Annotated in this window: 26 protein-coding genes and 1 other RNA gene; 16 read left to right on the top strand and 11 right to left on the bottom strand. The window is 38.5% G+C overall.

Translation table 11 applies throughout. The features are described 5' to 3' along the window. The first annotated feature begins 673 nt into the window (after positions 1 to 673). Entirely contained in the window at positions 674 to 1,150 is a 477-nt protein-coding gene (locus C9J42_RS20780) for a lecithin retinol acyltransferase family protein (RefSeq protein ID WP_107302284.1), read from the top strand. 38 nt (positions 1,151 to 1,188) lie between these two features. Here C9J42_RS20780 and C9J42_RS20775 read toward each other — a convergent pair whose 3' ends face one another. After that, positions 1,189 to 2,133: a hypothetical protein gene (locus tag C9J42_RS20775; RefSeq protein ID WP_107302283.1), complete on the bottom strand. Its 945-nt coding sequence runs from the start codon at positions 2,131 to 2,133 to the stop codon at positions 1,189 to 1,191. A 385-nt stretch (positions 2,134 to 2,518) separates the two neighbouring features. Between C9J42_RS20775 and C9J42_RS20770 the strand changes: the two genes are divergently transcribed. Further along, the gene (locus C9J42_RS20770; RefSeq protein ID WP_107302282.1) at positions 2,519 to 3,169 is read left to right on the top strand and encodes an inovirus Gp2 family protein; all 651 of its coding nucleotides are present in this window, start codon (positions 2,519 to 2,521) and stop codon (positions 3,167 to 3,169) included. A gap of 54 nt (positions 3,170 to 3,223) precedes the next feature. Further along, the gene (locus C9J42_RS20765) at positions 3,224 to 3,409 is read left to right on the top strand and encodes an AlpA family transcriptional regulator (RefSeq protein WP_107287456.1); all 186 of its coding nucleotides are present in this window, start codon (positions 3,224 to 3,226) and stop codon (positions 3,407 to 3,409) included. A gap of 53 nt (positions 3,410 to 3,462) precedes the next feature. Here the strand turns inward: C9J42_RS20765 and C9J42_RS20760 are convergent, their stop codons facing one another. From C9J42_RS20760 to radC, 3 genes are all read right to left on the bottom strand, one after another. Beyond that, positions 3,463 to 3,837: a DUF2787 family protein gene (locus tag C9J42_RS20760; protein ID WP_370445027.1), complete on the bottom strand. Its 375-nt coding sequence runs from the start codon at positions 3,835 to 3,837 to the stop codon at positions 3,463 to 3,465. A 136-nt stretch (positions 3,838 to 3,973) separates the two neighbouring features. Continuing rightward, positions 3,974 to 4,399, bottom strand: coding sequence for a DUF2787 family protein (locus tag C9J42_RS20755; RefSeq protein ID WP_107302281.1), 426 nt, complete (start codon positions 4,397 to 4,399; stop codon positions 3,974 to 3,976). Beyond that, a complete protein-coding gene (gene radC, locus C9J42_RS20750) occupies positions 4,396 to 4,866 on the bottom strand; it encodes a DNA repair protein RadC (RefSeq protein WP_107302280.1) in 471 nt (156 codons plus the stop codon). The genes C9J42_RS20755 and radC overlap by 4 nt, the downstream gene beginning before the upstream one ends. Before the next feature lie 148 nt (positions 4,867 to 5,014). Between radC and C9J42_RS20745 the strand changes: the two genes are divergently transcribed. From C9J42_RS20745 to C9J42_RS20730, 4 genes are read left to right on the top strand one after another with little or no spacing between them, the layout of a single operon-like run. Further along, entirely contained in the window at positions 5,015 to 6,568 is a 1,554-nt protein-coding gene (locus tag C9J42_RS20745) for a type I restriction-modification system subunit M (protein ID WP_107302279.1), read from the top strand. Next, entirely contained in the window at positions 6,565 to 7,764 is a 1,200-nt protein-coding gene (locus C9J42_RS20740) for a restriction endonuclease subunit S (protein ID WP_107302278.1), read from the top strand. Before C9J42_RS20745 ends, C9J42_RS20740 begins: the two co-directional genes overlap by 4 nt. A gap of 1 nt (position 7,765) precedes the next feature. Next, positions 7,766 to 8,977, top strand: a complete 1,212-nt coding sequence (locus C9J42_RS20735) for an AAA family ATPase (protein ID WP_107302277.1) — start codon at positions 7,766 to 7,768, stop codon at positions 8,975 to 8,977. Further along, positions 8,970 to 12,104, top strand: a complete 3,135-nt coding sequence (locus tag C9J42_RS20730; protein WP_107302276.1) for a type I restriction endonuclease subunit R — start codon at positions 8,970 to 8,972, stop codon at positions 12,102 to 12,104. The genes C9J42_RS20735 and C9J42_RS20730 overlap by 8 nt, the downstream gene beginning before the upstream one ends. 59 nt (positions 12,105 to 12,163) lie before the next feature. Here the strand turns inward: C9J42_RS20730 and C9J42_RS20725 are convergent, their stop codons facing one another. From C9J42_RS20725 to smpB, 3 genes are all read right to left on the bottom strand, one after another. Further along, positions 12,164 to 13,402 carry an integrase domain-containing protein gene (locus C9J42_RS20725; RefSeq protein WP_107302275.1) on the bottom strand — a complete coding sequence of 413 codons (1,239 nt, stop codon included), beginning with the start codon at positions 13,400 to 13,402 and terminating at the stop codon, positions 12,164 to 12,166. Positions 13,403 to 13,588: 186 nt separating this feature from the next. Beyond that, positions 13,589 to 13,958: a transfer-messenger RNA gene (ssrA, locus tag C9J42_RS20720) on the bottom strand. Positions 13,959 to 14,070: 112 nt separating this feature from the next. Then, entirely contained in the window at positions 14,071 to 14,547 is a 477-nt protein-coding gene (gene smpB / locus C9J42_RS20715; protein WP_105059562.1) for an SsrA-binding protein SmpB, read from the bottom strand. A gap of 208 nt (positions 14,548 to 14,755) precedes the next feature. Here smpB and C9J42_RS20710 point away from each other — a divergent pair, with 208 nt between their 5' ends. Then, positions 14,756 to 15,190 (top strand): SRPBCC family protein, encoded by a 435-nt coding sequence (locus tag C9J42_RS20710; protein ID WP_107207315.1) that lies wholly within the window; start codon positions 14,756 to 14,758, stop codon positions 15,188 to 15,190. After that, entirely contained in the window at positions 15,180 to 15,494 is a 315-nt protein-coding gene (locus tag C9J42_RS20705) for an RnfH family protein (RefSeq protein WP_107207316.1), read from the top strand. The genes C9J42_RS20710 and C9J42_RS20705 overlap by 11 nt, the downstream gene beginning before the upstream one ends. A gap of 73 nt (positions 15,495 to 15,567) precedes the next feature. Here the strand turns inward: C9J42_RS20705 and bamE are convergent, their stop codons facing one another. The 3 genes from bamE to nadK all read right to left on the bottom strand — a co-directional run bounded on the left by bamE (position 15,568) and on the right by nadK (position 18,838). Then, on the bottom strand, positions 15,568 to 15,927 hold the full coding sequence (gene bamE, locus C9J42_RS20700) for an outer membrane protein assembly factor BamE (RefSeq protein WP_105059564.1): 360 nt from the start codon (positions 15,925 to 15,927) through the stop codon (positions 15,568 to 15,570). A gap of 170 nt (positions 15,928 to 16,097) precedes the next feature. After that, positions 16,098 to 17,765 (bottom strand): DNA repair protein RecN, encoded by a 1,668-nt coding sequence (gene recN, locus C9J42_RS20695; protein WP_107302274.1) that lies wholly within the window; start codon positions 17,763 to 17,765, stop codon positions 16,098 to 16,100. Between the two features lie 191 nt (positions 17,766 to 17,956). Beyond that, positions 17,957 to 18,838, bottom strand: coding sequence for an NAD(+) kinase (nadK, locus tag C9J42_RS20690; protein WP_107207318.1), 882 nt, complete (start codon positions 18,836 to 18,838; stop codon positions 17,957 to 17,959). 193 nt (positions 18,839 to 19,031) lie between these two features. On the opposite strand from nadK, the gene grpE reads away from it, so the two are divergent. The 3 genes from grpE to dnaJ all read left to right on the top strand — a co-directional run bounded on the left by grpE (position 19,032) and on the right by dnaJ (position 23,019). Then, positions 19,032 to 19,646 carry a nucleotide exchange factor GrpE gene (gene grpE, locus C9J42_RS20685; protein ID WP_107207319.1) on the top strand — a complete coding sequence of 205 codons (615 nt, stop codon included), beginning with the start codon at positions 19,032 to 19,034 and terminating at the stop codon, positions 19,644 to 19,646. Positions 19,647 to 19,861: 215 nt separating this feature from the next. Then, positions 19,862 to 21,775 carry a molecular chaperone DnaK gene (gene dnaK, locus C9J42_RS20680; RefSeq protein ID WP_105059567.1) on the top strand — a complete coding sequence of 638 codons (1,914 nt, stop codon included), beginning with the start codon at positions 19,862 to 19,864 and terminating at the stop codon, positions 21,773 to 21,775. Positions 21,776 to 21,876: 101 nt separating this feature from the next. Then, positions 21,877 to 23,019: a molecular chaperone DnaJ gene (gene dnaJ / locus C9J42_RS20675; protein ID WP_107207320.1), complete on the top strand. Its 1,143-nt coding sequence runs from the start codon at positions 21,877 to 21,879 to the stop codon at positions 23,017 to 23,019. A gap of 47 nt (positions 23,020 to 23,066) precedes the next feature. Here dnaJ and C9J42_RS20670 read toward each other — a convergent pair whose 3' ends face one another. Further along, on the bottom strand, positions 23,067 to 23,468 hold the full coding sequence (locus tag C9J42_RS20670) for a type IV pilin protein (RefSeq protein WP_105059568.1): 402 nt from the start codon (positions 23,466 to 23,468) through the stop codon (positions 23,067 to 23,069). 132 nt (positions 23,469 to 23,600) lie between these two features. Between C9J42_RS20670 and C9J42_RS20665 the strand changes: the two genes are divergently transcribed. The 4 genes from C9J42_RS20665 to C9J42_RS20650 are packed head-to-tail and all read left to right on the top strand — an operon-like array spanning position 23,601 to position 26,580. After that, positions 23,601 to 24,188 carry a GspH/FimT family pseudopilin gene (locus tag C9J42_RS20665; protein ID WP_107207321.1) on the top strand — a complete coding sequence of 196 codons (588 nt, stop codon included), beginning with the start codon at positions 23,601 to 23,603 and terminating at the stop codon, positions 24,186 to 24,188. After that, complete coding sequence (locus C9J42_RS20660; RefSeq protein ID WP_107207322.1) at positions 24,169 to 24,807, top strand: PilW family protein; 639 nt, start codon at positions 24,169 to 24,171, stop codon at positions 24,805 to 24,807. The genes C9J42_RS20665 and C9J42_RS20660 overlap by 20 nt, the downstream gene beginning before the upstream one ends. Then, positions 24,804 to 26,141, top strand: coding sequence for a hypothetical protein (locus tag C9J42_RS20655; protein ID WP_107302273.1), 1,338 nt, complete (start codon positions 24,804 to 24,806; stop codon positions 26,139 to 26,141). The genes C9J42_RS20660 and C9J42_RS20655 overlap by 4 nt, the downstream gene beginning before the upstream one ends. Continuing rightward, complete coding sequence (locus C9J42_RS20650) at positions 26,131 to 26,580, top strand: prepilin-type N-terminal cleavage/methylation domain-containing protein (RefSeq protein WP_105059572.1); 450 nt, start codon at positions 26,131 to 26,133, stop codon at positions 26,578 to 26,580. Before C9J42_RS20655 ends, C9J42_RS20650 begins: the two co-directional genes overlap by 11 nt. Positions 26,581 to 26,854: the final 274 nt, after the last annotated feature.

The raw sequence follows: 26,854 nt of genomic DNA, 5'->3' as shown, positions 1-26,854 counted from the left end.
GCTGCCTCTAATTTAAATTCAGCACTAAATAATCGTCTTGTTCGTTTTGTCATGATGTCACCTATCCATGTTAAGAGGTGATGATATCACCTCTGAGTAGGTGGCCAAATTTAATGTACCACTACAGAAAGCCCGCTAAGTCAGTAACCTAGCGGGCTCTCTGGACGTCCTAGGACGTCTTCGTATACGAATTTGGTGGGCTGGCGTAAGTTGAATTCATGGTGTAAGCCTTTGTTTATAAATTAATATGATTGGTTCAAGTTTTTTATGGAATACCTTTTGGAATACAAAAGATTATTACTCTTAAGAGAAGTGAATAGAAATGGCTGTTTAATGTTTTGTAAGCTTTGATGAAGCTCAAAAGTTATGTGCATAGTGATCGGGTACATAGAATCTCGTTTTATTATCAAAAGGCATGATTGAGCCTACATTTACTACACCATTATCAAGCTTTATCACTTTAGGCATATATATTCTCTTTCTTTAGACTCTAGCGTCAATCTTGTCAAAATACGAGTTGCCTTTAGATACTTATTTGTGTGGATCAATAATTGTTAACGTAACAATGAACTCTTGATATGACTTTATAAGTATCAGGAGTTAATTTTCAGGTACTAATTGAAATTAATATAGATATATATCATATCCTGAATTTAAAATGAGGATATTTATCATGTTACGTTACTTAGCATTAATTCCGTTAGTTAATAATATTAAAGATAGTTTTATTGATAATGTTTTTAAAGATAAAGTAAAACCAGTAAAAGGTTCGATTGTATATTGCGATTTGTGTTTAGGTTATGTTGAGCATTCAGGAATTTATATAGGGAATGATAAAATAGTTCATAAAAATCGACAAGGTATTATTGAAGCTGTCTCATCTAAAGATTTTATAGAAAGTACCACTGCAATATCAATATATGTAAGTTCTTATAAAGGGAATGCTTCTGGTTCTATAGTTGCCGCATGGAGAGCTGAGTCCCAAATTGGAATTCATGATGAGTATTCAATTTATCACTATAATTGTCATCAATTTTGTAGTTATTGCTTATCTGGTGACTTTGATAATTATGATATTTCATCAATGCAATTAAAGCTTAATACTAGAAATTATATTGATATTGATGATTGGTTGGTGTGGGATAGATAATATAAATATAGAGCTACTATATAGTAGCTCTATATATCTCATTTTTTTAGTTTTAAATATTCCTCGTTTATTAATTCTTCGACAATATAGTTTTTACTTCTGTTTGAGTATGCGGAAAGGATATCAAGTTTTTTAGCTATATCAACACTCATGTTAAAGCTATATGATTTCTTACCATTATTATCATCTCTATATTTTTTTTGAGACCAAGCATTTTTTAAGCTAGTGAACTTGTCATTTTTTTCATACGTGTTAACTATCCCGTCAAAATAACAGATGACGATATTATAATAATCATTTTTATTGTTAATTTTGAAATATTCACGATCAAATCTTGGTTTGAAAGTTTTTATTATATAATCATAAGCCCATCTTGCTTGTTCTATGTTTTTTTCATCAATAAGATCAGTAACCTTTCGGTAAGTTATAATTTTATCTGACCAAATAGATTTCAAATTATTAATGAATAGTATTTTATCTTCCTTTTTATAATTTGACTTTTTAAAACCATTAATTAGACTTATATATCTTTCATCATGTGTATTATCATTATTATCTAATTTTATATCATTAATAGTATTTCTTCTTATCATTTCTTTATAAGATTCTGAATATAATAAGTACCATATCCAATTACATAATCTTATATCTTTTTTATTTATCCATATTAAATCTTCATCTGTTAATCTGTGTTTTATTATGTAATTTCTTAAATTTGTTTTTATTTCTTTTTCTTCTTTTTCTGTGTTTGAATATTCATATAAAACATCGTCAATTTCTTTTTCATATTTGTTCAGTATTACTTTATCACCGTCTGAAGATAATAAGTCATTTATGATTTCTGTAGTAGAGCGTGTGTCTTCATTATCTAATTCAATGTCTTCAATGTCTTCAATGTCTTCAATGTCTTCAATATCTGTAAATTTATTTATATATGAAAAGGCAAGTTTTGCTTCATATCTATTTATTAAAAAATCAATCATATTATATTCTTACTTAGTAATTAAATAGTCTTTTTTTAGTAATAATACAGTAGTTAATGCATAATCAATTAGTATTATCTTAGTAAAATTATAGTTAAATTTAAGTATGTGATTTTAAGTGTTTTTTTGCTTTGTTTATGTGATCTAAGTAGATTTTGTGGAAGGTTTGTAGCTGATTAACTACAGAGTGCTTAGTCTATCATAACCAGTCGTTCAACCTATACCTGTCAACGATTGTTAGTTATTCCATTATGTCGGATATAATTAATATTATAAATGAAAGATACTTATTATATTAATACTCTAATATGTATCAGTAATATAACTGGTAATAAATAACCGATATCCCTATACCTATGAGATTTAAATTACATAGGTGTAATCGATGAATTATATAAGTAAGAAAAGATGGAATGAATCTAAGGTTGTTAGTGAAGAGTGTAATGAAAATTATTTAACAATAATAGAAAGAGTTATCAATGATTCATTAGATGATTATCCAAGAATATTAGCAGTAAGGTTTGATTTAAGATTACCTGAAAGCAATCAGGATGATTATCTTGATAGAGATCTTCCTGATTTTTTTAATAGAGATAACTTAATATCAAAGTTTATTGAATCTTTGAAATCGAAAATAAAGTATGACCTTAAGCGTAAGAATAAAAAATGGGATAGAAATTTTAAGTGTCAATTACGTTATGTATGGTGTCGAGAAAAAGAAAGTTCTAATAACGAACACTATCATATAATGATCATTGTTAACAAAGATGTATATAGAAGTATTGGTGAATATCACCATGACGGTAGTTTAGCATCAATGATTGTTTCTGCTTGGGAAAGTTCTTTAAGTTTAGATTATAACCAAGTTAAAAGGCTCGTTTATTTTCCTGCTAATTGTTCTTATGTAGTTAACTATCGTGATAGTAAATATGAAGAACAATATGATGATTTATTTTATCGGGTGAGTTATTTAGCTAAAATAAGAACGAAAAATATTAATAGGTATTATCGCTCTTTTGGGTGCAGTACTCGATAACTGTTTTATTTTACAAAGATCTTAAATCTTGTGTACGAATAAGAGGAAATCGTCATGAGATTAATTAGATTAAAAGAAGTAATGAGTTTAACAGGCTTAGGACGTTCGAGTATTTACAAGTTTATGGAAGAGTCTCGATTTCCTAAAAGTGTTTCATTAGGAGATAGAGCCGTTGCTTGGATTGAATCAGAAATAGAAGATTGGATTGTTGAGAAAATAGCAGAAAGAGATATAAATTAATAAATAGTAGAGGGTGAAAATACCCTCTATCTTTATTTTATTATTTAAATATATTAGTTGTTCACTTCTATTTTATCGTAAGATTCTATATCAATATATGCTAAGAAGTTACTTTCCCATATCTGATATAACTCTTTTGCATCTTGCTGATGGTCTTTAAACGATAACCAACCACTATGAGAAGTGAACCAGCAATTATTACTAATATCGAAATCCATACTTCTTTCTAACTCAGGGTAGTAATTTCCGAAGTAAGCAAATTCAGTAATATATTCAATACTCCATTTAGATGATGATTGTTGATAAATAGCTATTTCAATCGGACGGAATCCGCCATTTTCAGCATCATAGCTAGTGTCTCTAAAATTGAATGTATAGCGATCTGCTGATTGTCCATTGAGTTTATTACTTGAGTGTGATAGTTGCATGGTGTTTGACTCAGTAATGATTTCAGCTTATTTGAAATAGGCAGTAAGGTTGGTGTAAATGAAATTACAGACATGATGAAGCCTCCTGTGGTGACAAGATATTTATTGTTAGGTATGTATTAAAGCGGAATAATAATTAGTGCAGAACGATTAGGCTAATATCATCGAATTGTTGCTGTTGAATGTGGTGCCGAAAAGTGGCTATCCAAGTATGAAATAGATCAATAACGGAAGGGTGAAGTAAGTCACAACGACCATCAGAGCCAAGTTGATAGCACCAGTGGTTAATTAAGTGAAAATACAATTCAACATCGACTGATTTATGATGTGTGTCGATAAATGAAAAACTAGCAATAAAAACGATTCGCCAGCGTTCATCACTTTTCTTGAGTTGTATTTCTACAGGGTGGATACCTTGTTTGGTTTGATAATAATCTAATGCCCTATAATTTATTACTAAGCGTGTTGCTTGATCTGGGATCGTATAACAACTTAATAGCTTTTCAAGGTGATGATGTAGTGCGAGTGGTAATTGTAATTCACCATAGTGTTGTTCAATCATAAATACCCCCGCTCAGCAAAAGAGATACATGTGTCTCCCACCACAAAATGATCAAGTACTCGAATATCAATCAGTGCTAAGGCATCTTTGAGCTTTTGCGTGATTTGTTTATCAGCATTAGATGGTTCAGCAATTCCAGATGGATGGTTATGAGCAAAGATAACCGCAGCAGCATTGCAGTTAAATGCCACTTTTACTACTTCCCTTGGATATACATTTGCCGCATCAATGGTGCCAAAGAACAGTTCTTGGTATTCAATTAACCGATGTTGGTTATCTAACAGTAATACCGCAAACACTTCACGTTCATAGCCTGTCATTTTGTATTGCAGGAACTCTTTCGTTGCCTGTGGATTGGTAAACACGCTGCCGCGTAAATATCGATTAGCAACAATTTCTGCTGCTTTTTCTAATACTTGATTTGCTGTCATTGGAGTATGAACAACATAGTCGTTTGGTTTGTGCATAGCCTTAATTCCTCATATTAAATGGGCTTCTACACAAAGATTATATATATCTGAGATTTGTTTGATTGCATGATTAGGTTTGAGTGGATTAGCTAGTTATAATAACTCTTAAAATGATAGTCATCCCATATTCTGTAGAGATCATTCAATGACAAGTACTGAACAACGTAAGGCACTACAAAATCAAATCTGGAAAATCGCTAACGATGTACGCGGTTCAGTCGACGGCTGGGACTTTAAGCAATACATACTTGGCACCTTGTTCTATCGTTTTATCAGTGAAAACTTTGCCAACTACATTGAAGGCGGCGACGATAGTGTGAATTACGCTAAGTTGAGCGACGATATCATCACTGCTGAAATCGTAGAGGATGCGGTAAAAACGAAGGGCTACTTTATCTATCCAAGCGAGTTGTTTGTAAATATCTCCGCTAATGCCAATAAGAATGAGAACCTAAATACCGATTTGGCTAACATTTTTAAAGCGATTGAAAACTCCGCTAATGGTTATCCATCAGAAGCTGACATTAAAGGCTTGTTTGCGGATTTTGATACTACTAGTAATCGCTTAGGTAATACGGTAAAAGATAAGAACAGTCGCCTTGCGTCGGTACTTAAAGGGGTTGCTGGGCTCAACATTCATCAATTTGAAGATAATGAAAATGACCTCTTTGGTGATGCCTACGAATTCTTAATCTCCAACTATGCCGCTAATGCTGGTAAGTCTGGTGGTGAGTTTTTTACACCACAAAATGTGTCTAAGCTGATTGCTCAACTAGCTATGCACAAACAAACCAGCGTGAATAAGATCTATGATCCAGCCGCAGGTTCTGGCTCTTTGCTACTGCAGGCGAAAAAACACTTTGATAATCACATCATCGAAGACGGATTCTTTGGTCAAGAGATCAACCACACCACTTTTAACCTTGCGCGTATGAACATGTTTTTACATAACATCAACTACGACAAGTTCAATATACAGTTAGGTAACACGCTGACCGAACCGCACTTTATTGATGATAAGCCCTTCGATGCCATTGTGTCTAACCCACCTTATTCAGTTAAATGGATGGGCAGTGATGATCCAACTCTTATCAATGATGATCGCTTTGCGCCAGCAGGCGTATTAGCGCCAAAATCCAAAGCTGATTTTGCCTTTGTGCTTCATGCGCTAAACTACCTATCTAGCAAAGGCCGAGCTGCCATTGTTTGCTTCCCTGGTATTTTCTACCGTGGTGGTGCAGAAAAGAAAATCCGTCAATACCTAGTTGATAACAACTACGTAGAAACTGTAATTTCACTTGCTCCCAATTTGTTCTTTGGTACGACTATTGCGGTAAATATCATGGTGCTGTCTAAAAGCAAGACAGATACAAGCATTCAGTTTATTGATGCTAGCGGTGAAGAGTTCTTTAAGAAAGGAACAAACAATAATGTGCTAACAGATAAGCATATCGATCAGATTATGGAGATGTTCGATAGTAAAGTCGATATTGATCACGTAGCTCAGTCCGTTCCTTACGAAGTAATTTCAAATAAAGATAATGACTATAACCTCTCTGTAAACGCTTATGTTGAAGCTAAAGATACTCGTGAGCAAGTTGATATTACTCAACTCAATCAAGAAATTACAGACACGGTTACTAAAATCACTCAGCTGCGTACCGATATCGATGCGATTATAGCGGAGATTGAAGCATGATTACTCTGAGCTTTATTGATAAGTTGCTTGATGGTGCCGAAGTTGAGTGGAAGGCGCTTGGGGAAGTCGCTGAGTATTCAAAAACAAGGGTCGATACAACTACGCTTGATGCTACTTCGTTTGTGGGAGTCGACAACCTTGTCGCTAACAAAGGTGGTCGAGTTGATGCAGATTATAGCCCCAATACATCTCGAATAACTGCATACCAGCAGGGTGATATTCTTCTCGGTAACATTCGTCCATATTTGAAAAAGATATGGAAAGCGACCAGTTCGGGGGGCTGTAGCGGTGATGTCCTCGCAATACGAATTTTGGACGAATGTAAACCGCACATAAGTTCAGATTTTCTATATTACCTGCTGTCATCTGACGGGTTCTTCTCATATAACATGCAGCACGTAAAGGGCGCGAAGATGCCGCGTGGAAATAAAACTGCGATTATGATGTACCCGATACCAATTCCATGCCCAGAAAACCCAGAAAAGTCGCTAGAGATCCAAGCGGAAATCGTACGGATTCTGGACACCTTTACCGAGCTGACAACCGAGCTGACAACCGAGCTGACAACCGAACTTAACGCACGCAAAAAACAATACAACTACTATCGCGATCAGTTACTGAGTTTTGATGAAGGTGAAGTTGAGTGGAAGACTCTGGGAAAAATAGCTCTGATCAATACAGGTCAAAAACCATCTGAAATTCTGAGTGACGCAACTGATTTTGATTACATCAATGCAGGCACAACTCGCTCTGGTTATGCTGCTGGTAGTAACTGTGAAGGTGATACCGTTACGACGCCATCTAGAGGCCAGGGTGGAATTGGTTATGTGGGATATCAGCAAGAAGCGTTTTGGCTGGGCCCCTTGTGCTACAAAATGAGATCGCTGGATGAATCTCTTTTAGTAAATAAGTACCTTTTTTACTTTCTTCAATCGAGAAAGAAATTGTTACTAGGCTTGAAAAAAGAAGGTGGGGTTCCTGCGGTGAATAAGACTGATTTGGCCAAGTTAGAAATCCCTGTTCCGTCGCTTAGTAGACAGAAGCATATAGTCGCCATCCTTGATAACTTTTACACGCTCACAAATTCAATCAGCGAAGGTCTGCCTCGTGAGATTGAACTTCGCCAAAAACAGTACGAATACTATCGTGACTTGCTGCTTAGCTTCTCCCAGTCTGAAGTAATGGAGGGCGTGTAACGTGGGCAAATCACTCAATGAAATAGCACAAGACCTCAAGGCATCAACTAAGAAAGTGCAGTTGATCTATGCATTCAACGGTACTGGTAAGACTCGCCTTTCTAGAGAGTTTAAAGAGCTATTAGCCGCAGATATCGATACAGGTGACGGCGATGATGCGGAAGCATCAGAGTTATCCAGTAAGAACATTCTTTACTATAACGCCTTCACCGAAGACCTGTTTTACTGGGATAATGATTTAAATGGTGATGAAGACAGAAAACTGAAAATTCACCCGAACGCTTTCACCAAATGGGTACTGGAAGACCAAGGGCAAGATCAAAATATCATTGAGCACTTTCAGCGTCTTACTAATAGCTCTGTAATGCCTGCATTTAATACAGAATACACAACCAAAGATCATAATGGGCAAGATATTGTGGTTGATGCATTCTCTGAGATTAGCTTCTCGCAGGGAAGTGATGAGCAAACTATTACCAATATCAAAATTTCCAAGGGTGAGGAGAGTAACCTGATTTGGAGTGTGTTCTACAGCTTGCTTGCACAAGTGATAGAAGAGCTAAATATTCCAGATCCTACCGATAGAAGTATTGATTCCTTTGATAATCTGAAATATGTCTTTATTGATGATCCAGTTAGTTCATTAGACGAAAACCATCTTATTCAGCTAGCTGTGGATTTAGCTGAGCTAATTAAGTCAAGTGAGTACTCGGGAGGGCGAGGTCTTAAGTTTATCATTACCACGCATAACCCTCTTTTTTATAATGTGCTGCATAACGCGCTTGGTCTCAATAAGGGTAATAAAAAGGATGGCTGTTACCTACTAGAGCGTTTTGAAGATGGTACCTTTGACCTGAATGTTAAGTTTGGTGATTCAAATAAGAGCTTTTCTTACCACCTTCATCTGAAGCGTTTGCTAGAGCACGCTACAGCAAATAACCAGGTGGAGCGTTATCACTTCATGTTGTTGCGTAATTTATACGAGAAGACAGCGAGCTTCTTAGGCTTTCCAGAGTGGGGAGACTTACTAGAATCTGCTCCAGGCGATAAGCAGGGCTATTTAAACCGTATTATTCAATTTACTAGCCACAGCACGATTTCAAACGAAGCTATTGCAGAGCCAAACCCTCAAGAAAAGCAGATGGTTAAATTATTACTTGATAATTTAGTCAATAACTATAGCTACTGGCAGCAGGAAGCCCAAAATGACTGATTACAAAACCATAGCTGAATCAAACAACTTTATTGTCCTAGATAAGTACAACAAAGAGTGGCAAGTCAAAGAAAGCTACCAGAGCGAAGCTGATCTTGAGCGTGAGCTGGTTGAAGATCTTCAAAACCAGGGGTACGAATATGCAGCAGGCTTAAATAACCCTGAGAAAATGCTGGCTAATGTGCGTAAGCAGCTGCAAGCACTGAACAACGTGAGCTTTCTTGATGAAGAATGGCAACGCTTTGTTGAGCAATATTTAGATAATCCCAGTGATAACATCGTCGATAAAACCCGCAAAATTCATGATGATTACATCTTCGATTTTGTATTTGATGATGGGCATATTGAAAACATCTATCTAGTGGATAAGCAGAATATAGCTCGCAATAAAGTGCAAGTGATAAAGCAGTTTGAACAAACAGGTAGTGCAGCTAACCGTTATGACGTGACCATTCTGGTTAATGGCTTACCATTGGTGCAAGTTGAGCTTAAAAAACGTGGTGTCGCGATTAGAGAAGCCTTTAATCAAGTACATCGCTACAGCAAAGAGAGCTTTAACGCTGAAAACTCACTGTTTAAATACCTTCAGTTATTTGTGATCTCTAACGGTACAGATACCCGTTACTTTGCCAATACCACTAAGCGTAACAAAAATAGTTTTGATTTCACCATGAACTGGGCGAAGTCAGACAATACTTTAATTAAAGATCTCAAAGACTTTACGGCTACGTTCTTTCAAAAAAACACGTTGCTTAATGTATTGCTGAATTATTGCGTATTCGATGTGAGTAATACATTGTTGGTTATGCGCCCATATCAGATTGCGGCAACTGAGCGTATCATGCGGAAGATCAATAGTTCTTATCAGACTAAAGGTTGGGCTAATACTGAGAGCGGCGGATACATTTGGCATACGACAGGCTCAGGTAAAACGCTCACTAGCTTTAAAGCTGCACGGCTAGCTACGGAGCTGGATTTCATCGATAAGGTATTCTTTGTTGTCGACCGTAAAGATCTCGACTATCAAACGATGAAAGAGTATCAACGCTTCTCACCAGACAGCGTGAATGGTTCTGATAGTACTGCTGGTTTAAAGCGCAACTTGGATAAAGACGATAACAAAATTATCGTGACTACCATTCAAAAGCTCAACAATCTGATTAAGAGCGAAAGCGGTCTATCTATCTTCAATAAGCAAGTGGTGTTTATTTTTGATGAGTGCCACCGCAGCCAGTTTGGCGAAGCGCAGAAGAACATTAAGAAGAAGTTTAAAAAATACTACCAGTTTGGTTTTACTGGAACGCCAATTTTCCCTGAGAATGCATTAGGTGCTGAGACAACTGGTGATGTGTTTGGTCGTCAATTGCACTCCTACGTCATTACCGATGCTATCCGTGATGAGAAAGTGCTGAAGTTTAAGGTCGACTACAACGATGTTCGCCCTCAGTTTAAAGCGATTGAAACTGAGACCGACGAGAGCAAGCTAACTGCGCTTGATAAAAAGAAAGCCTTTCTACATAAAGATCGTATTCGTCAGATTTCTCAGTACATTTTAAACAACTATCACCAAAAGACGCATCGGTTACAGGCGGGGGGGGAAGGCTTCAATGCTATGTTCGCTGTAAGTAGTGTCGATGCTGCAAAAGCTTATTACGAGTGCTTTAACACGCTACAAAGTGAAAGCGAAGCGGGTAAAGTCAGCAAACATCCACTTAAGGTTGCGACCATCTTCTCTTTTGCAGCTAATGAAGAGCAAGATGCTATTGGCGATATTGCAGACGAAAGCTTCGATGTGTCAGCGATGAACACTAGTGCTAAGGAGTTTTTGATCGCAGCTATTGCGGACTATAACACTCACTTTAAAACCAATTTTGGTGTGGATAGTAAAGGGTTCCAAAACTACTACCGTGATTTAGCACAACGCGTTAAGAATCAAGAAGTAGACCTATTGATTGTGGTAGGTATGTTCCTTACCGGTTTTGATGCGCCTACACTGAACACCTTATTCGTTGATAAGAACTTGCGTTACCACGGTTTGATGCAGGCGTATTCACGTACTAATAGAATTTATGATGCCACTAAGTCTTTTGGCAACATTGTTACCTTTCGTAATTTAGAGCAACCAACAATTGACGCAATAAAGACTTTTTGTGAAAGTAAAAGTGAAGGTAATGAAAATATTAGAAATATTGTACTTGAAAAAAGTTATCAAGAGTACATGGCTGGCTTTAAAGACATCGCTACAGGCGAAGCTCGACGAGGTTATAATCAGGTTGTTGCTGAGTTAAAAGAGCATTTTCCTAATCCTGATGACATTGTGAAAGAAGCAGATAAAAAAGCTTTTGTTAAGCTGTTTGGAGAATATCTTCGTATTGAAAACGTTTTGCTAAATTATGATGAATTTGTGGGTTTAAAAGCCTTTCAAAGTGTCGATATGGAAAATGAGGAAGCTGTAGAGGAATTTAAAGCGAAGTATTACATTGATGATAACGGTATCAAAGCGATGCAAGCGATTGATGTTCCCTCTGAACGTATGATTCAGGACTATCGCTCAACCTATAACGATACGCGTGATTGGCTTCGCCGTGAAAAAGAAGCAAACAAAAAAAATGAGTCGGATATTGATTGGGATGATGTAGTGTTTGAGGTTGATCTGCTTAAGTCACAAGAGATCAATTTAGATTATATCCTTGAGCTGATTTTTAAGCATAACAAAAAGCATAAAGGTAAAGCTGAGTTAATCGAAGAAGTACGTCGTTTGATTCGTGCTAGCCTTGGCAACCGTGCTAAAGAGAGTCTAATTGTTGATTTCATTAATCAAACTAACTTAGATGACATCGGTGATAAAGCCAGCATCATTGATGCTTTCTTTAAGTTTGCTCAAGCTGAACAAAAGTGTGAAGCTAAGAAACTGATCAGCACTGAAAACCTGAACGAAGAAGCCGCTAAGCGTTATATTACAGCATCGTTAAAACGTGAGTATGCGAGTGAAAACGGTACGGAGCTAAACTCTACTTTGCCTAAGATGAGTCCTTTGAACCCACAATACAAAACCAAGAAGCAAAGCGTATTCGAAAAGATAGTTGCCTTTGTTGAGAAGTTTAAAGGTGTAGGTGGAAAGATTTAGTTGAGATGTTGAAATCTAAGAGCGGTAAGTATTCTATTCACCGCCCTTATAATTGATAATTATATCACTTTAAATTGTTTATTTCCCGTCACTGAGAGGCTGCCTTGTGCAGCCTCGTCTATATGTCCGCTCCACCAACTCATCATTGGAATGCGCCTTTCCAGATAATCAGTGCGGTTATAAGCACTCCTTACTTGGTTATCATCAACGTGTGCCAATGCTGCTTCAATCAAATCCGCTTCAAAACCTTGCTCATTTAGTGTGGTGCTGGCAAGTGACCGCAAACCATGACTCACCAATCTTCCTGCAAACCCCATACGTTTCAGAGCCATATTAGCCGTTTGGCTATTACAAGGCTTTTTAGGATCTCTGTCTGAAGGGAAGACAAACTCTCGATGTCCACTAATCGGCTGCATAGTTTCAAGTAACGCTATTGCTTGCTCTGTTAGTGGAATACGATGTTCTCTGCGTTTCTTCATGCGTTCAGGCGGGATTGTCCAGATCTTAGTTTCTAAATCTATCTCTTCCCATCGTGTACTAGAAGCTTCTGCTGGGCGTGTCATAGTGTGAAGTTGCCACTCTATTAAATAACGTGTAGTTCGCTTAATAGAAGCGTTAGCAATTGCATTGATGAGCTCTGGAAGCTCATCAGGTTTTAGTGATGCCATGTTTTCTTTTTTCGGTTTCTTAAAAGCGGCTTTAATACCACTTAAAGGATTAGAAATTACTAATCCGCAGTTAACCGAATAGTTCATGATTTCGTTAAGACGTTGAGTTAAACGCTTTACGGTCTCTAAACTGCCTTTTGATTCAATAGGACGCAAAATAGTAATGATCATTGGGGCTGTGATTTGAGAGATAGGGTAGTTAGCAATTTGTGGAAATATGTGTCGTTCTAGCGAGCGCCAAATATCTTCTGCGTAGTCTGGAGTAATAGTCTCTTTCTTTAATTCAAACCATTGAGTTGATACATTGATAAGTGTGTGCTTACTTACTTTTTGTTCTTCAATTTTTTGTTGCTCACGGTAGTCTTTAGGGTCAATACCTTGAGTAACAAGAGATCGAGCATCCATTGTGAGTTTTCGAGCTTGAGCTAAAGAGAGTTCAGGAAAGGCACCTAACCCCATATTGACTCGTTTTTTAGTAACAGGGTGGCGGTAGTTGAAGTTCCACAGGCGAGAGCCGTTAGTACGGATTCTGAGTTGTAAGCCGTCACCATCAGAGAGTACATAATCTTTCTCTTTTGGTTTGGCGTGTTCAATTTGCTTTTGGTTGAGTCGTACTGCCTTAGTACCCATGATTACTAGCCTCCGTTGCTAATGGTATTCCAAAATTGTACTCCAAAAAGCTTGGAATACCACGTGGAATACCAAAAGGTGTGGATGCTGGTGGACAGTAATGGACACTACAGACACAAGAAAGCCCACTAAAACAATGTCTTAGTGGGCTCTCTGGACGTCCTTGGACGTCTTCGTATACGAATTTGGTGGAGCTGGCGGGATTTGAACCCGCGTCCAAAATCAGTCTAACAGATGGCGCTACATGTTTAGTCAATCTTTATTCTCGTATCCACACTGCGAATTGACACGCTATGCTAATACATACCAGAATTCTATTTCGCGGTTCATCTCTCTAGTCAAAGAATCCCTCGCTATCTCGTTTGGGTTTGAACCCCTGTTATTCCCCGTCTTACAAGCGGAAGCTAGGGCAGGAGCGCTCTTAGCAGGGTATTAAGCTGCTAGTGCGTAGTTTTCGTCGTTTGCGACTATTTTTTTGCGGCTGTTTAACGAGGCAAACCGCACCTCGACATGCTCCACAAGCCTTCGTGATCCTGTCGAATCCTGAATCAGCCCCAGATGCGTTTGATGTTAGCAGAATAATTAACTAGGTCAACAGGTATATTATAATTCAATGACCAAGTGATTGATTACTATTCAAATGCTAACATCATGTTGTACTAAGTAACTTAACGGTTATTACCCTTCAAGATTCTTGCTTTGTCGCGCTGCCAATCTTTCGCTTTACTATCAGCACGTTTGTCATGCAATTTCTTACCACGAGCAGTACCAATTTTGATTTTTACAAAAGAGGTGCTCCAGTACATGTTTAGGGCAACGATAGTATCACCTTCACGGTTTACTGAATCCGCTAACTTTCGAAGTTCGCGGCGGTTAAGCAATAGCTTACGTACGCGTGTTGGATCGGCAACCACGTGGGTCGATGCTGCATTTAATGGAGAAATGGTTAAGCCAGAAATAAAGGCTTCACCGTTACGTAAGAAAACATAACTTTCTGTCATGTTTACTTTACCGTCACGGATAGCTTTTACTTCCCATCCTTGTAGAACCATACCGGCTTCGTATTCATCACCGATGGCAAATTCGAATCGAGCGCTTTTATTTTTGGCAATCGTATTGCTACTTTTTTTTGGTTTTTTAGCCATGTTGACCTCATCGAGTCATTGTTGCTGTCCCAGAACAAAATCTAATATAGGTGATTTTTCTGGTCGAATAAGCTATTGAAGTTACCATATTTAAAGCTTGTAACAATAGCTATTTTGGCAGATCGCTGAGTAATGGTATTATAGTGCCGTCTCTTTAAGCGCAATGGCTTTGAGCCTAAAGAGCTGTCTGTTCGATGAAGGAGAAACTATGCCGCAGATTAGTCGCTCTGCACTAGTTCCGTTTAGTGCCCAGCAAATGTTTGAACTTGTAAATGATGTAGAATCTTATCCAGCTTTCTTACCCGGGTGTGCTGGCAGTAAAGTTATTGAAAGTTCGACAAGTCATATGATGGCATCGGTTGATGTTGCGAAGGCGGGTATTCGAAAAACATTTGTTACGCATAATAAATTGGTCGATTTTAATCAAATTAATATGCAGTTAGTCGATGGCCCTTTCCGTAAGTTAGTGGGTGGGTGGACGTTTACAGAATTAGATTCAACGGCATGTAAAATTGAGCTTAACCTTGAATTTGAATTTACTAGCAGTTTGATAGATGCGGCTTTTGGTAAAATTTTCCGCGATCTAACCGGTAGTATGGTACAGGCCTTTACTCAGCGAGCAAAAGAAGTTTATGCATTCTGATCAACCATTAATCCATGTTGAGGTTGTTTACGCATTACCCAATATGCAGCGCGTGTTAAAACTAGCAGTTGTTGCTGATACGCCCATTCAAGAAATAATCGAACAATCTGGCATTTTAGCCATGTATCCTGATATTGACTTAAAGAAGAATAAAATTGGGATTTATAGCCGAAATGTGAAGCTAGATAGTACAGCAAGGGAAGGGGATAGAATTGAAATTTATCGCCCATTAGTTGCAGATCCCCGTGAGATCCGCCGTAAGCGCGCAGAGCAGGCTAAATTAGAAGCGGATAAAAACAAATAAACCTTAATATAGCCATTTTTTAGATATAAAAAAGCTCGCATCAGCGAGCTTTTTTGTTATGCGTATAACAAGGCTATTGATTCATAGGATCCATGAAGTTAGCACCTTGTTTGAAATCTCCTTTCATACTAACAAGCTGGGCTTGTGGGTTGAAAGTTAAAATCAGATTCTTCTGGATCGGCTTATCATGGCCGTTCTTTTCATAGAAGATATAGTTCCATCTGTCTGGGTAACTTGGGTCTACCAACATAGGTGTGCCCAGAACATATTGAACTTGTGCTTTTGTCATACCGACACGAAGCATATCAACGCTTTTTTGTTCTACGTAGTTGCCTTGGTCTATATCAATACGATAGACCAAACGTTCAGCGATTGAACAGCCACTAAGTAAGCCCAACGCTAGGGTTAGGGCTGCAATGTTTTTCCAAGTCATAGCATCCTGGCTTTTTAGCTTTAACTGCTGCGATGATAAACAAGGTCTATGCAGAAGTAAAAAGCGGTAAAGAAAAAAAGTAAATAATTTTGATATTCGACTATTACTTCTCGTAATAGTTGCATCTGTGTCTTAGTTTATTTCATAACCGCAAAATAAGCGAAACTTAATCAAGCTGCAATGAGTAACTCTTTTGCATTGGCTAATGTTCGTTCTGTAATTTCGCTGCCACCAAGCAGGCGCGCTAATTCAGCAATACGATCTTCTTCTGTTAGTGGGCGCATATTCGTTTCTGTCTGTCCTTCCGCTGTTTTTTTCGCCACAAACATGTGTTGATGCCCACAACCTGCAACTTGCGGTAAGTGTGTGACACACATGACTTGGGTTGATTCACCTAAGGTTCTTAGCATTTTTCCGACAATCGCAGCGGTTGGTCCACTGATACCCACATCGACTTCATCGAAAATTAGACTTGGTGTTTCTACTTTTTGCGCTGTGATCACTTGAATTGCAAGTGATATACGTGAAAGCTCACCCCCTGATGCGACTTTACCTAGCGGCTGTAAAGGCTGACCTGGGTTGGTTGAAACTAAAAAGCTAATACTGTCATAACCAATAGGGCTTAGCATACGTTCAGGATCGCTGGCGATATTAATCGAGAATTCACCGTGTTCCATGCTAAGCGTATGCATACTTTCAGAGATCTTTTGATCTAGCTCTTTCGCATAACGTTGGCGGCTTTTGCTTAGCTTTTCGGCAGCCAGAAGGCACTTTTGGCGTAATGCTTCTACGTTTTCTGCCATTTCTTCTAAACGTTCATCACTACAATCAAGGTTATCTAACTCTTTAAGTAGATCTTGATGCTTTTGGTATAATTCGTTTGGCATCACGTAGTGTTTACGCGCCATCGACATGATTTTAGCTAAGCGCTCTTCTAAATAGATCAAGCGATGTGGATCCATATCCAAATTATCAAGATAGCTGCGGAGTTCTTGGCTTGCTTCTTGTACTTGAATAATGGCCTCTTCAAGCATTTGTGGGATCACATTTAGGTTATTGTCATATTCACCTAAATTGCACACTTGTTGAGATGCCATTTGAAGCAGTTGCAGCGCGTTACCATCGTCATTGTCATAAAGCATTGATAATGCCGTTTGGCTTGCAACCGCTAATTCACCACTATTTGATAAGCGTTTGTGCTCTTCTTCTATCTCGTTGAATTCTTCTTCACCGAGTGCGAGCTCATCTAATTCTTTTACTTGATACTGTAATAGTTGTTTTTGTGCTTCGTTTTCTTCGCGGCTTTGGGTTAAGCGTTTTAATTCATTATGCGCTTGACGCCAGCGTTGATACGTTTTATGGGTTTTATCAAGTAACGAATGGTGGCCTGCATATTGATCTAGCATGTGCTGCTGATATTCAGGACGCATTAATTGCTGGTGGGCATGTTGTCCGTGAATGTTGATCAGCAATTGCCCTAATGCTTTTTGCTGTGAAGCAGGGACTGGGCTGCCATTAATAAAGCCACGAGAGCGACCTTCTTTGGTGATCACACGACGTAAGATACATTCTTCGCCATCCATTAAATCGTTATCTTCTAGCCAACGTCGAGCGGCTTGGTTATTGGCCAGTAAAAAAGCGGCAGATATTTCTGCTTTATCTTCATTAGGACGAACCATAGTTGCTTCTGCACGATCACCAAGGCATAAGCCAAGTGCATCGATCGCGATGGATTTACCTGCCCCCGTTTCACCTGTAATGGTGGTCATACCGGGTTTAAGTTCAAATTGAAGCGTTTTAACAATGGCAAAGTTAGAGATAGTCATGTGTGCCAGCATGTGTTCACCTGTTTAAATCAACACCTGTTTTTACATACAGTATATACTGTATCTATAACCAGTAAAGTGTTGGGTGAAAAAATATGCTGAAAAATTTGATTTAGGTTAAGTTTATGAAATGCAGATAGAAATAAAGCCAGTACGAGACTGGCTTTATGAAAGTTTTTATTCTACTGAAGGATAATTCAGGATCAGAAAAGACGGCTTGACCAACCTAGCTTTCCTCTTAGCACGTTGTAGTAGCTGTAATCTTTGGGGTGGATCAGTTGTAACCTGTCTTTACTTTGGTAAATGTGGATTTCATCACCAGGGCTAACAGGTAAAGAGACTTGCCCATCACAGCTGACTTCAAGCGTACTACCATTGTTAGGTGAAACCAGCAGCTTAATACAGCGATCGCCATCAACCACTAAGGGGCGGCAAGAAAGCGTATGTGGGAACATTGGCACCAGGGCTATCGCATTTAAACTCGGTGACAAGATTGGACCACCGCCTGATAATGAATAAGCCGTCGAGCCTGTTGGTGTCGCAATAATCAACCCATCAGAACGCTGTGAGAAAGCAAAGCAATCATCAATGTAGACTTCAAATTCGATCATATGAGCGATTTTATCTGGGTGAAGTACGGCTTCATTTAATGCGGCATTTCGACTTTTAACTTGTCCATGACGATGCACTTCTGCTTCAAGCAAGAAGCGATCTTCTTTTATAAATTCGCCTTTGAGTACTCGACTAAGCGGTTCTTCAAAATCATCTGGGTCAAGATCGGTAAGAAAACCAAGGTTACCGCGGTTCACACCAATGACGGAAATATCAAAACGAGAGAGAACACGTGCTGCGCCCAGCATATTACCGTCACCACCCACAACAATGGCAAGATCGGCTTTTTCACCTAAGGTGAGCAAATCACAAAAACACTGTTCAGGGATCTCAAGATCATCTGATAGACGATGATCGAGTAACACGGTGTAGTTTTGTGCCACTAACCATTGATATAGGCTCATGTGAGTCTGTAATGCATCAGGGTTACGTGGTTTACCTATTAACGCAATGGTGTCAAAAATTCGCGTCATCTCTTTGTTCCAACATCTAATAGTGAGGGCAGTATAGCCTTAGAAAAAATAACTTGTCGCTGTTTGTTATCAATATTGGGTTGAATCATTGAACTTCATCCCCATAATATGCCCAAGACTGTTGAAAAGTAGTGGCGTAGAATAGCCTACTGCTGATTATACATACCCAATTATCTTGGCGGAGAACCAACGCATGACTAACAAAAACCACAATGTACAGGATGAGCAGCTAAATGATGCAGTTGACGCTGTTGAAGTAGAAGCTGTAGAGGGTGAGTTTGTTGAATCAGAACAAGAACTATACGAATCTCGCATTGCTGAGCTAGAAGCGGCGTTACTGTCAAGTGAAGCACAAGCTAATGAAGCGAAAGATGCAGCATTACGTGCACGCGCAGAAGGCGAAAATATTCGTCGTCGTTCAGAGCAAGAAATTGATAAAGCACGTAAGTACGCATTAAACAAATTTGCAGAAGAATTATTACCTGTTATTGATAACCTTGAGCGTGCACTTGAGATGGCAGACAAGACTGATGAATCATCAAAAGCGATGATGGAAGGTGTTGAGCTAACGCTTAAAACAATGACAGATACCGTTGCTAAATTTGGTTTAACGCAAATTAACCCACAAGGTGAAGCGTTTAACCCTGAATTCCACCAAGCGATGGCTATTCAAGAAAGCACTGATTTTGCACCAAATACTGTAATGATGGTGATGCAAAAAGGTTATGAGCTAAATGGCCGTGTGATCCGTCCTGCAATGGTGATGGTATCTAAAGCTGCGGCAGGTAACGTAAATACTCAAGCGTAATAACTGTTATCTTTTAGCGTATAAAAGCCCACTTAGGTGGGTTTTTTTATTTTTTTTGAAAATATTTTTGTTTTACCCTTGAAAAGCATTCTGGCGGCCTTATTTAGTAGTCATAAGACATTAAACATATTTGTCACGGGTAAAGCCCGAACCGCTAACCTTAGAATCCGTTCTAGGTGTAGCAAATAAATATAACGAATTTCGGAGATAGTCTGATGGGTAAAATCATTGGTATTGACTTAGGTACTACAAACTCTTGTGTAGCAGTACTTGACGGCGACAAACCACGTGTAATCGAAAACGCAGAAGGCGAGCGTACAACAGCATCAGTTGTTGCCTACACTCAAGATGGTGAAACGCTAGTTGGTCAACCAGCAAAACGTCAGGCAGTAACAAACCCTGAAAACACACTATTCGCAATCAAGCGTCTAATCGGTCGTCGTTTTGAAGACGAAGAAGTTCAGCGCGATATCGAAATTATGCCTTACAAAATTGTTAAGGCTGACAACGGTGATGCATGGGTAGAAGCAAAAGGCCAAAAAATGGCTGCTCCTCAAGTATCTGCTGAAATTCTTAAGAAAATGAAGAAAACAGCTGAAGATTACCTTGGCGAACCAGTTACTGGCGCAGTAATCACAGTTCCTGCTTACTTCAACGATGCACAGCGTCAAGCAACAAAAGATGCTGGCCGTATTGCAGGTTTAGATGTTAAACGTATCATTAACGAACCAACAGCTGCTGCACTAGCTTACGGCTTAGACAAGCAAGGTGGTGATCGCACTATCGCTGTTTACGACCTTGGTGGTGGTACATTTGATATTTCAATCATCGAGATCGATGAAGTTGAAGGTGAGAAAACATTTGAAGTTCTAGCAACTAACGGTGATACACACCTAGGTGGTGAAGACTTCGATACTCGTCTAATCAACTACTTAGTAGAAGAGTTCAAGAAAGATCAAGGCATCGACCTTAAGAACGATCCTCTTGCGATGCAGCGTCTAAAAGAAGCAGCAGAAAAAGCGAAAATCGAACTATCATCTGCACAACAAACTGATGTAAACCTACCTTACATTACAGCAGATGCAACTGGTCCTAAGCACATGAACATCAAAGTGACTCGTGCAAAACTAGAATCTCTAGTTGAAGACCTAGTTCAACGTTCTCTAGACCCACTAAAAGTTGCGCTAGCTGATGCTGACCTAACTGTTGGTGACATCACTGATGTTATCCTAGTTGGTGGTCAAACTCGTATGCCTATGGTTCAAGCTAAAGTAACTGAGTTCTTTGGTAAAGAGCCACGTAAAGACGTTAACCCTGATGAAGCGGTTGCTGTAGGTGCTGCTGTTCAAGGTGGTGTACTTGCTGGTGATGTTAAAGACGTTCTACTTCTAGACGTTACTCCACTATCTCTTGGTATTGAAACCATGGGTGGCGTGATGACTAAGCTTATCGAGAAGAACACAACTATCCCAACAAAAGCGAACCAAGTGTTCTCTACTGCTGAAGATAACCAAAGCGCGGTAACTATCCACGTAATTCAAGGTGAGCGTAAGCAAGCAAGCTTCAACAAGTCTCTAGGTCAATTCAACCTAGAAGGTATTCAGCCTGCACCTCGTGGTATGCCACAAATCGAAGTAACATTCGACCTTGATGCTGATGGTATCCTAAACGTATCTGCAAAAGATAAGACTACGGGTAAAGAGCAGAAGATCACTATCCAAGCGTCTGGTGGTCTAAGCGATGCTGATATCGAGAAAATGGTTCAAGAAGCTGAAGCTAACAAAGAAAACGACAAAAAGTTTGAAGAGTTAGTAACTGCTCGTAACCAAGCTGACCAGCTAATTCACGGTACTCGTAAGCAAATCGAAGAAGCGGGTGACGCACTTCCTGCTGATGAGAAAGCAAAAATCGAAGCTGCTGTTGCTGAACTAGAAGAAGCACGTAAAGGCGAAGATAAAGAAGCAATTGATGCGAAAGTTCAAGCTGTAGTTGCTGCTTCTCAAAAGCTAATGGAAATCGCTCAACAGAAAGCACAAGCTCAACAAGCTGATGGCGCTGGTGAGCAACAAGCTAAGCAAGACGACGATGTTGTTGATGCTGAGTTTGAAGAAGTTAAAGACAACAAATAAGAACGTTATTAATATCTATTAATTAACATCTTATTTAAATTACGGGCGTTTGAGGTTACTCTAACGCCCGTAACTATATCTAGCCAGGTGACAATCAAGTTATGTCTAAACGTGATTTATATGAAGTGCTAGGCGTAGCCCGTGACGCAGGTGAGCGTGACATTAAAAAGGCTTATAAGCGCTTAGCAATGAAGTTCCACCCCGACCGTAACCAGGGTGACGACGAGTCAGCAGAGAAATTCAAAGAAGTTAAATATGCTTATGAAATTCTAACTGATGGCCAAAAACGCGCAGCTTACGATCAGTACGGCCATGCAGCCTTTGAACAAGGTGGAATGGGCGGCGGTGGCGGCGGCTTCGGCGGCGGTGCAGACTTTAGCGACATCTTTGGTGATGTGTTCGGCGATATCTTTGGTGGTGGCGGTGGTCGTCGTCAACAACGCGCACAGCGTGGCTCAGATCTTCGTTACAACATGGAACTGACGTTAGAAGAAGCTGTTCGCGGTTGTTCAAAAGAAATCCGTGTACCTACCTTAGTAGGTTGTGACTCTTGTGATGGTTCTGGTGCAAAAAAAGGTTCATCAGCAACAACATGTGGTACTTGTCACGGTGCTGGCCAAGTACAAATGCGTCAAGGTTTCTTTGCGGTTCAACAAACTTGTCCACACTGTCATGGTCGTGGTCAAATTATCAAAGATCCATGTAATAAGTGTCATGGCGAAGGCCGTGTAGAAGAAACCAAAACGTTATCCGTTAAAATTCCTGCAGGTGTTGATACTGGCGACCGTATTCGTCTTACTGGCGAAGGGGAAGCGGGTGAATTTGGCGCTCCAGCAGGTGACTTGTACGTACAAGTACATGTAAAAGAACACAACATTTTCCAACGTGATGGCAATAACCTACATTGTGAAGTACCTGTAAGCTTTACAATGGCGGCATTAGGTGGGGAAGTTGAAGTTCCAACCCTTGATGGCCGTGTCAGCTTGAAAGTACCCGCTGAAATGCAAACTGGTCGTATGTTCCGTATGCGTGGTAAAGGTGTTGATTCTGTTCGTGGCGGTATGACGGGCGATCTTATTTGTAAGTTAGTGGTGGAAACGCCTGTTAACTTAAGCTCACGCCAAAAAGAATTGCTTCAAGAACTTGAAGAAACGTTTGGTGGTAAAGCTGCAAGTAAGCACAAACCAAAATCAGAAGGTTTCTTCAAAGGTGTGAAGAAGTTTTTTGATGATTTAACTCACTAAAAGTAGTTAAACAGTGAATTTTAAAAGCCGACGTGATGTCGGCTTTTTTATTTCCAGCAATCAGCTTGATCTGTAGTAGTAGATGTTTCGCCATTACTTTTTAATATTAGATTTGAGCATATATCTGCAGATTGCAAACTAGTTTTTGACGCAGTTAAACTGTAGTTAGTTGATGTGCTTGTAATCGTATAATTATAACGCTCACCAGAATTATCACACTGGCTGCAGATACTTGCAGATAATGATCCTGATGAAGGATACGCAATACCTTTCGTTTTATTTTCTTCAATATTGAGTTGAATCATTACTAAGTCAGCCATTGCTTTATTGCGATGGCTCTTTAGAACATGGCTTTGATAAGAAGGGTAGGCGATAGCTGTTACTATACCTATGATCGCTACTACAATTAACATTTCGATCAGAGTCACGCCTTTTTGTGTAGTCATCATCCTTAATCTCTTTATTTTACGAGTTCCCTCGATATCTGATTTTTATCTTGTCCTTGCTATTTTGCGTTGATGTTAATCTATGAATCAAGGTGTTCTTAAGGATCAAGGACAGCATTAAAAAGGATTTGAGGAATGGCTCGCGAAAAGGATTCTTATTTACATAGTATACATTGTAGTGAATTTCGATTTAATGGCTTTACTCTGTTAGAACTGATGATCACTCTTAGTATATTATCAATCCTATTAATGACTGCTGCACCTTCATTCACGCAATTATTAGAAAAAAATAAAGTTAAAAATATTAGCGCTGATATAGAGGGTTTTTTATTACAAGCAAAATCCGAATCTGTAATGAGAAATGAGCCTCTCAAAGTTAAATATATTAGAGATTCAGGAGATATAACTGAATATCATAATGATGGACAGTGGGTATTAGCATTACTACCAGCCTCTTCAGTTGCATCAACAATATCAAATGCAAAATCTGATGCTATTCAAATTATTTTAGGTAACAAATATAAAGGTATAAATTTTAAAGTATCTATGTCTTCCTATTTAACGATGGACTCGTCTAGAGGAACGCCAAATACTACTGGACAGTTTTATTTCTACATAACTGATAGCTCTAAAGAAGTACAAGTTATTTTAAATAGATTGACAGGTAGAATTCGAAGCTGTTCTGTTACTAGCGGAGGTGCTTATGAATTTAAACCATGCTAATAAATATAAACAACAAGGTATTTCTCTAATAGAGCTAATTGTTGCATCATCAATTAGTTTAATCGCTATTGCTACTGTTGGGAGTATATATATAGCTGGGAATAAGATGGCTGTAGCGAGAACATCTCAGTTACTGATTAAACAAGATGTAAATGACACATTAAAGCATATTGCAACTGAAATACGTAGAGCGGGATATACCACTACGCTTGATGAGCCTGTAACGCTATCAGGTTCATCTTCAACGATCGACTCATCTGCTACTAATATTGGTTTTGTATATGAAGATGAAAATGGGAAATGGCGAGGAATAAAGTTCCAACAAAAAAACACATCAGCTGGAACTAAAACAATACAAATATGCCAAAAAATATCTTCCTCTTCTGCACTCTCAACTATGACAGATTTTACATTTAGTAATTTATGTAGTGGTGCAGAAGTAGCATCATTGATTGATTATAAAAATATCAACATTAATAATTTTAATGTGTCGACTTCTGTTATATCTACCGCTCAATCAACAGCAATGAAAGTGGATGTTTTTTTAGATGCAACCTTGATTGGTACAACATATACGCATGCAGGGAAAGTTTCTGTTGTATTAAGGAATATACAATGATTACAAAGCAGCATGGAATGGTGAGTTTATCTATTGTTAGTGTTTTATTAATAGCATCTTTGCTATTTTCATTAGCTTCATCAAAACAAGTTTATTATCAAATCAAGCGTGCTCAAAATACTATATTAGAACGTCAAGCATTCTGGAATGCTGAAGGTGGTTTAGAGTGTGCTTTTACTGAATTAAAGCAAAAAAATATAAAACCTACGGAATCAGCATTTAGTCATGTATGTAATGATTTGGCACCTTCGCCTGCATTAATGATTAACTCTTATCCAGCTGTGGGTGAGCATACTGAATATCAATTGATAAGTCGTTATAGCTCTGATGGATCAATACAAGAGATTAATAAAAGTATTGGTTATGGAGGTGGTGGTGTTCTTAGTACTATTGAAACAAGCGCTTCTATTGAATTAACAGGCTCTCAGCACTTTGTTCCAAATAAAACAGAGGATAAAGCTTCTGATGGAAAATATAAGTGTAAGTCTGTTGTATCTGGTGGCACGGTAAATTACGTCGCATCAATATCAGGGACTGACGAACACTTTTTCACAGTCGATTCAACAACTAGCGCACATGGAGGTGGAGGATTAGGGGCTCCTTCTTTTGAATGTAATAGTGCCTATCTTTCTAATTTATTCGATCCTGCTAAACCGCCAAGTGCTTTTTCAATCACTCCTGTTAAAGGAGGGGATATTTTAGAGAATGAGACAGTTGATGTTTTTAAGGCGCTATTTAACAAAGATATATCAGAACATGCCTCGGTTAGGGAAGATATAAAAAACGATACTGTCGGTATTGTTATCGGTGATAATGCTTTAGATAAAACATCAGGAGGCTGGATTAAAAATTGTCATACGAAGGTTGATAATGCTTATAAAAACGGAAAAAGACGTATTTGGATTGATGGTAACTGTGCATTAACAGGAGCTATTTTTGGAACAGCTATTGAATCAAATAATGAAGAAGCAGTTCAGTTGATTGTATTTAATGGTGTTTTATTTACAAAGGCAGTTACTTATTTTAATGGAATTCTCTATCAGTACGTGAGTACTTCATTAGATGTACTGACAGCTTGGGAAAATTTATTTAATGAAAGTACCGATATAGGTGTGCTTCCAGGTAGTTTTTTACAAAGTCATCTGACAGCCGATTATGATCAGATGCCCTTTTTAGCTGAAGGTTCCGTATATATTGATGGTGGCGTTGGAATTGATGCGATAGGAAGGACAATAAAGATTAATGGCTCAATTATTCCTTCTTATAATAAAGGAAAAGTTACAAAACATAGCACCCAGTTAAAATGGGAAAAGGGATCTTGGCATGATTTCTAATCAAAAAGGATTTAGCCTTCTAGAAAGTTTAATTGCTCTTGTTGTACTTTCAGTCGGTGTTCTAGGACTTGTGAAATTACAAATATATATAGATAGAAAGGCTGATTTTGCATTGAACTCTTTGGAGGCATTACAACTTGCAGAGGATAAGCTTGAGTTTTTTAGAGCAAGAGCAAATATCAGTGGTGGTACAAATACCTTATATTTTGATGACCCTGTTTTAGCTGATGGAAGTTATCCGATAGAAAACATTGTTGTCTCTGGCTCTTCATATACATTTAAGAGAAGTTGGGAGATAGAGGATAAAATGAAACCGGCAGGATCAACAAATGCTGATGCAAAAGTTATTGCTGTTGACGTCCAATGGGTTGATCGATGGGGTAACACTTCTAATGTAGCGTTAAAAACATTATTTTCTCGTTACAGTGAGTTTGATTAACCTGCCTAAATTTTTGTCAATAAATACTTTTAAAAGTCGTTTTGAATAAAAAATATTCAAACGATTTTTTTTTATCAAAAAAATATTGTCAGCAAAGAAAATACTCCTATAATGCGACCTCACTGACACGGAGCAAGCCATTGGCTGGCAACCAAATCAGTATTGTTCTTTAACAATTTGACCATGCAATCTGTGTGGGCACTCGTTGAAAAGTTAAGTCGAAAGATTTATCAATGATACTAGTGACCAATTGATACGTAAGTATCAGCACAGT

Source organism: Photobacterium sp. GB-56, from assembly GCF_003026105.1.
In the GTDB taxonomy this organism is placed as follows: Bacteria; Pseudomonadota; Gammaproteobacteria; order Enterobacterales; family Vibrionaceae; genus Photobacterium.
This window is presented reverse-complemented; position numbering and strand designations above follow the sequence as displayed.

What these genes read in the sequence shown, in the direction of transcription:
- C9J42_RS20780 (WP_107302284.1), top strand. Translation starts at nt 674, where the DNA reads ATGTTACGTTACTTAGCATTAATTCCGTTAGTTAATAATATTAAAGAT.
- C9J42_RS20775 (WP_107302283.1), bottom strand. Translation starts at nt 2,133, where the DNA reads ATGATTGATTTTTTAATAAATAGATATGAAGCAAAACTTGCCTTTTCA.
- C9J42_RS20770 (WP_107302282.1), top strand. Translation starts at nt 2,519, where the DNA reads ATGAATTATATAAGTAAGAAAAGATGGAATGAATCTAAGGTTGTTAGT.
- C9J42_RS20765 (WP_107287456.1), top strand. Translation starts at nt 3,224, where the DNA reads ATGAGATTAATTAGATTAAAAGAAGTAATGAGTTTAACAGGCTTAGGA.
- C9J42_RS20760 (WP_370445027.1), bottom strand. Translation starts at nt 3,837, where the DNA reads ATGCAACTATCACACTCAAGTAATAAACTCAATGGACAATCAGCAGAT.
- C9J42_RS20755 (WP_107302281.1), bottom strand. Translation starts at nt 4,399, where the DNA reads ATGATTGAACAACACTATGGTGAATTACAATTACCACTCGCACTACAT.
- radC (WP_107302280.1), bottom strand. Translation starts at nt 4,866, where the DNA reads ATGCACAAACCAAACGACTATGTTGTTCATACTCCAATGACAGCAAAT.
- C9J42_RS20745 (WP_107302279.1), top strand. Translation starts at nt 5,015, where the DNA reads ATGACAAGTACTGAACAACGTAAGGCACTACAAAATCAAATCTGGAAA.
- C9J42_RS20740 (WP_107302278.1), top strand. Translation starts at nt 6,565, where the DNA reads ATGATTACTCTGAGCTTTATTGATAAGTTGCTTGATGGTGCCGAAGTT.
- C9J42_RS20730 (WP_107302276.1), top strand. Translation starts at nt 8,970, where the DNA reads ATGACTGATTACAAAACCATAGCTGAATCAAACAACTTTATTGTCCTA.
- C9J42_RS20725 (WP_107302275.1), bottom strand. Translation starts at nt 13,402, where the DNA reads ATGGGTACTAAGGCAGTACGACTCAACCAAAAGCAAATTGAACACGCC.
- smpB (WP_105059562.1), bottom strand. Translation starts at nt 14,547, where the DNA reads ATGGCTAAAAAACCAAAAAAAAGTAGCAATACGATTGCCAAAAATAAA.
- C9J42_RS20710 (WP_107207315.1), top strand. Translation starts at nt 14,756, where the DNA reads ATGCCGCAGATTAGTCGCTCTGCACTAGTTCCGTTTAGTGCCCAGCAA.
- C9J42_RS20705 (WP_107207316.1), top strand. Translation starts at nt 15,180, where the DNA reads ATGCATTCTGATCAACCATTAATCCATGTTGAGGTTGTTTACGCATTA.
- bamE (WP_105059564.1), bottom strand. Translation starts at nt 15,927, where the DNA reads ATGACTTGGAAAAACATTGCAGCCCTAACCCTAGCGTTGGGCTTACTT.
- recN (WP_107302274.1), bottom strand. Translation starts at nt 17,765, where the DNA reads ATGCTGGCACACATGACTATCTCTAACTTTGCCATTGTTAAAACGCTT.
- nadK (WP_107207318.1), bottom strand. Translation starts at nt 18,838, where the DNA reads ATGACGCGAATTTTTGACACCATTGCGTTAATAGGTAAACCACGTAAC.
- grpE (WP_107207319.1), top strand. Translation starts at nt 19,032, where the DNA reads ATGACTAACAAAAACCACAATGTACAGGATGAGCAGCTAAATGATGCA.
- dnaK (WP_105059567.1), top strand. Translation starts at nt 19,862, where the DNA reads ATGGGTAAAATCATTGGTATTGACTTAGGTACTACAAACTCTTGTGTA.
- dnaJ (WP_107207320.1), top strand. Translation starts at nt 21,877, where the DNA reads ATGTCTAAACGTGATTTATATGAAGTGCTAGGCGTAGCCCGTGACGCA.
- C9J42_RS20670 (WP_105059568.1), bottom strand. Translation starts at nt 23,468, where the DNA reads ATGATGACTACACAAAAAGGCGTGACTCTGATCGAAATGTTAATTGTA.
- C9J42_RS20665 (WP_107207321.1), top strand. Translation starts at nt 23,601, where the DNA reads ATGGCTCGCGAAAAGGATTCTTATTTACATAGTATACATTGTAGTGAA.
- C9J42_RS20660 (WP_107207322.1), top strand. Translation starts at nt 24,169, where the DNA reads ATGAATTTAAACCATGCTAATAAATATAAACAACAAGGTATTTCTCTA.
- C9J42_RS20655 (WP_107302273.1), top strand. Translation starts at nt 24,804, where the DNA reads ATGATTACAAAGCAGCATGGAATGGTGAGTTTATCTATTGTTAGTGTT.
- C9J42_RS20650 (WP_105059572.1), top strand. Translation starts at nt 26,131, where the DNA reads ATGATTTCTAATCAAAAAGGATTTAGCCTTCTAGAAAGTTTAATTGCT.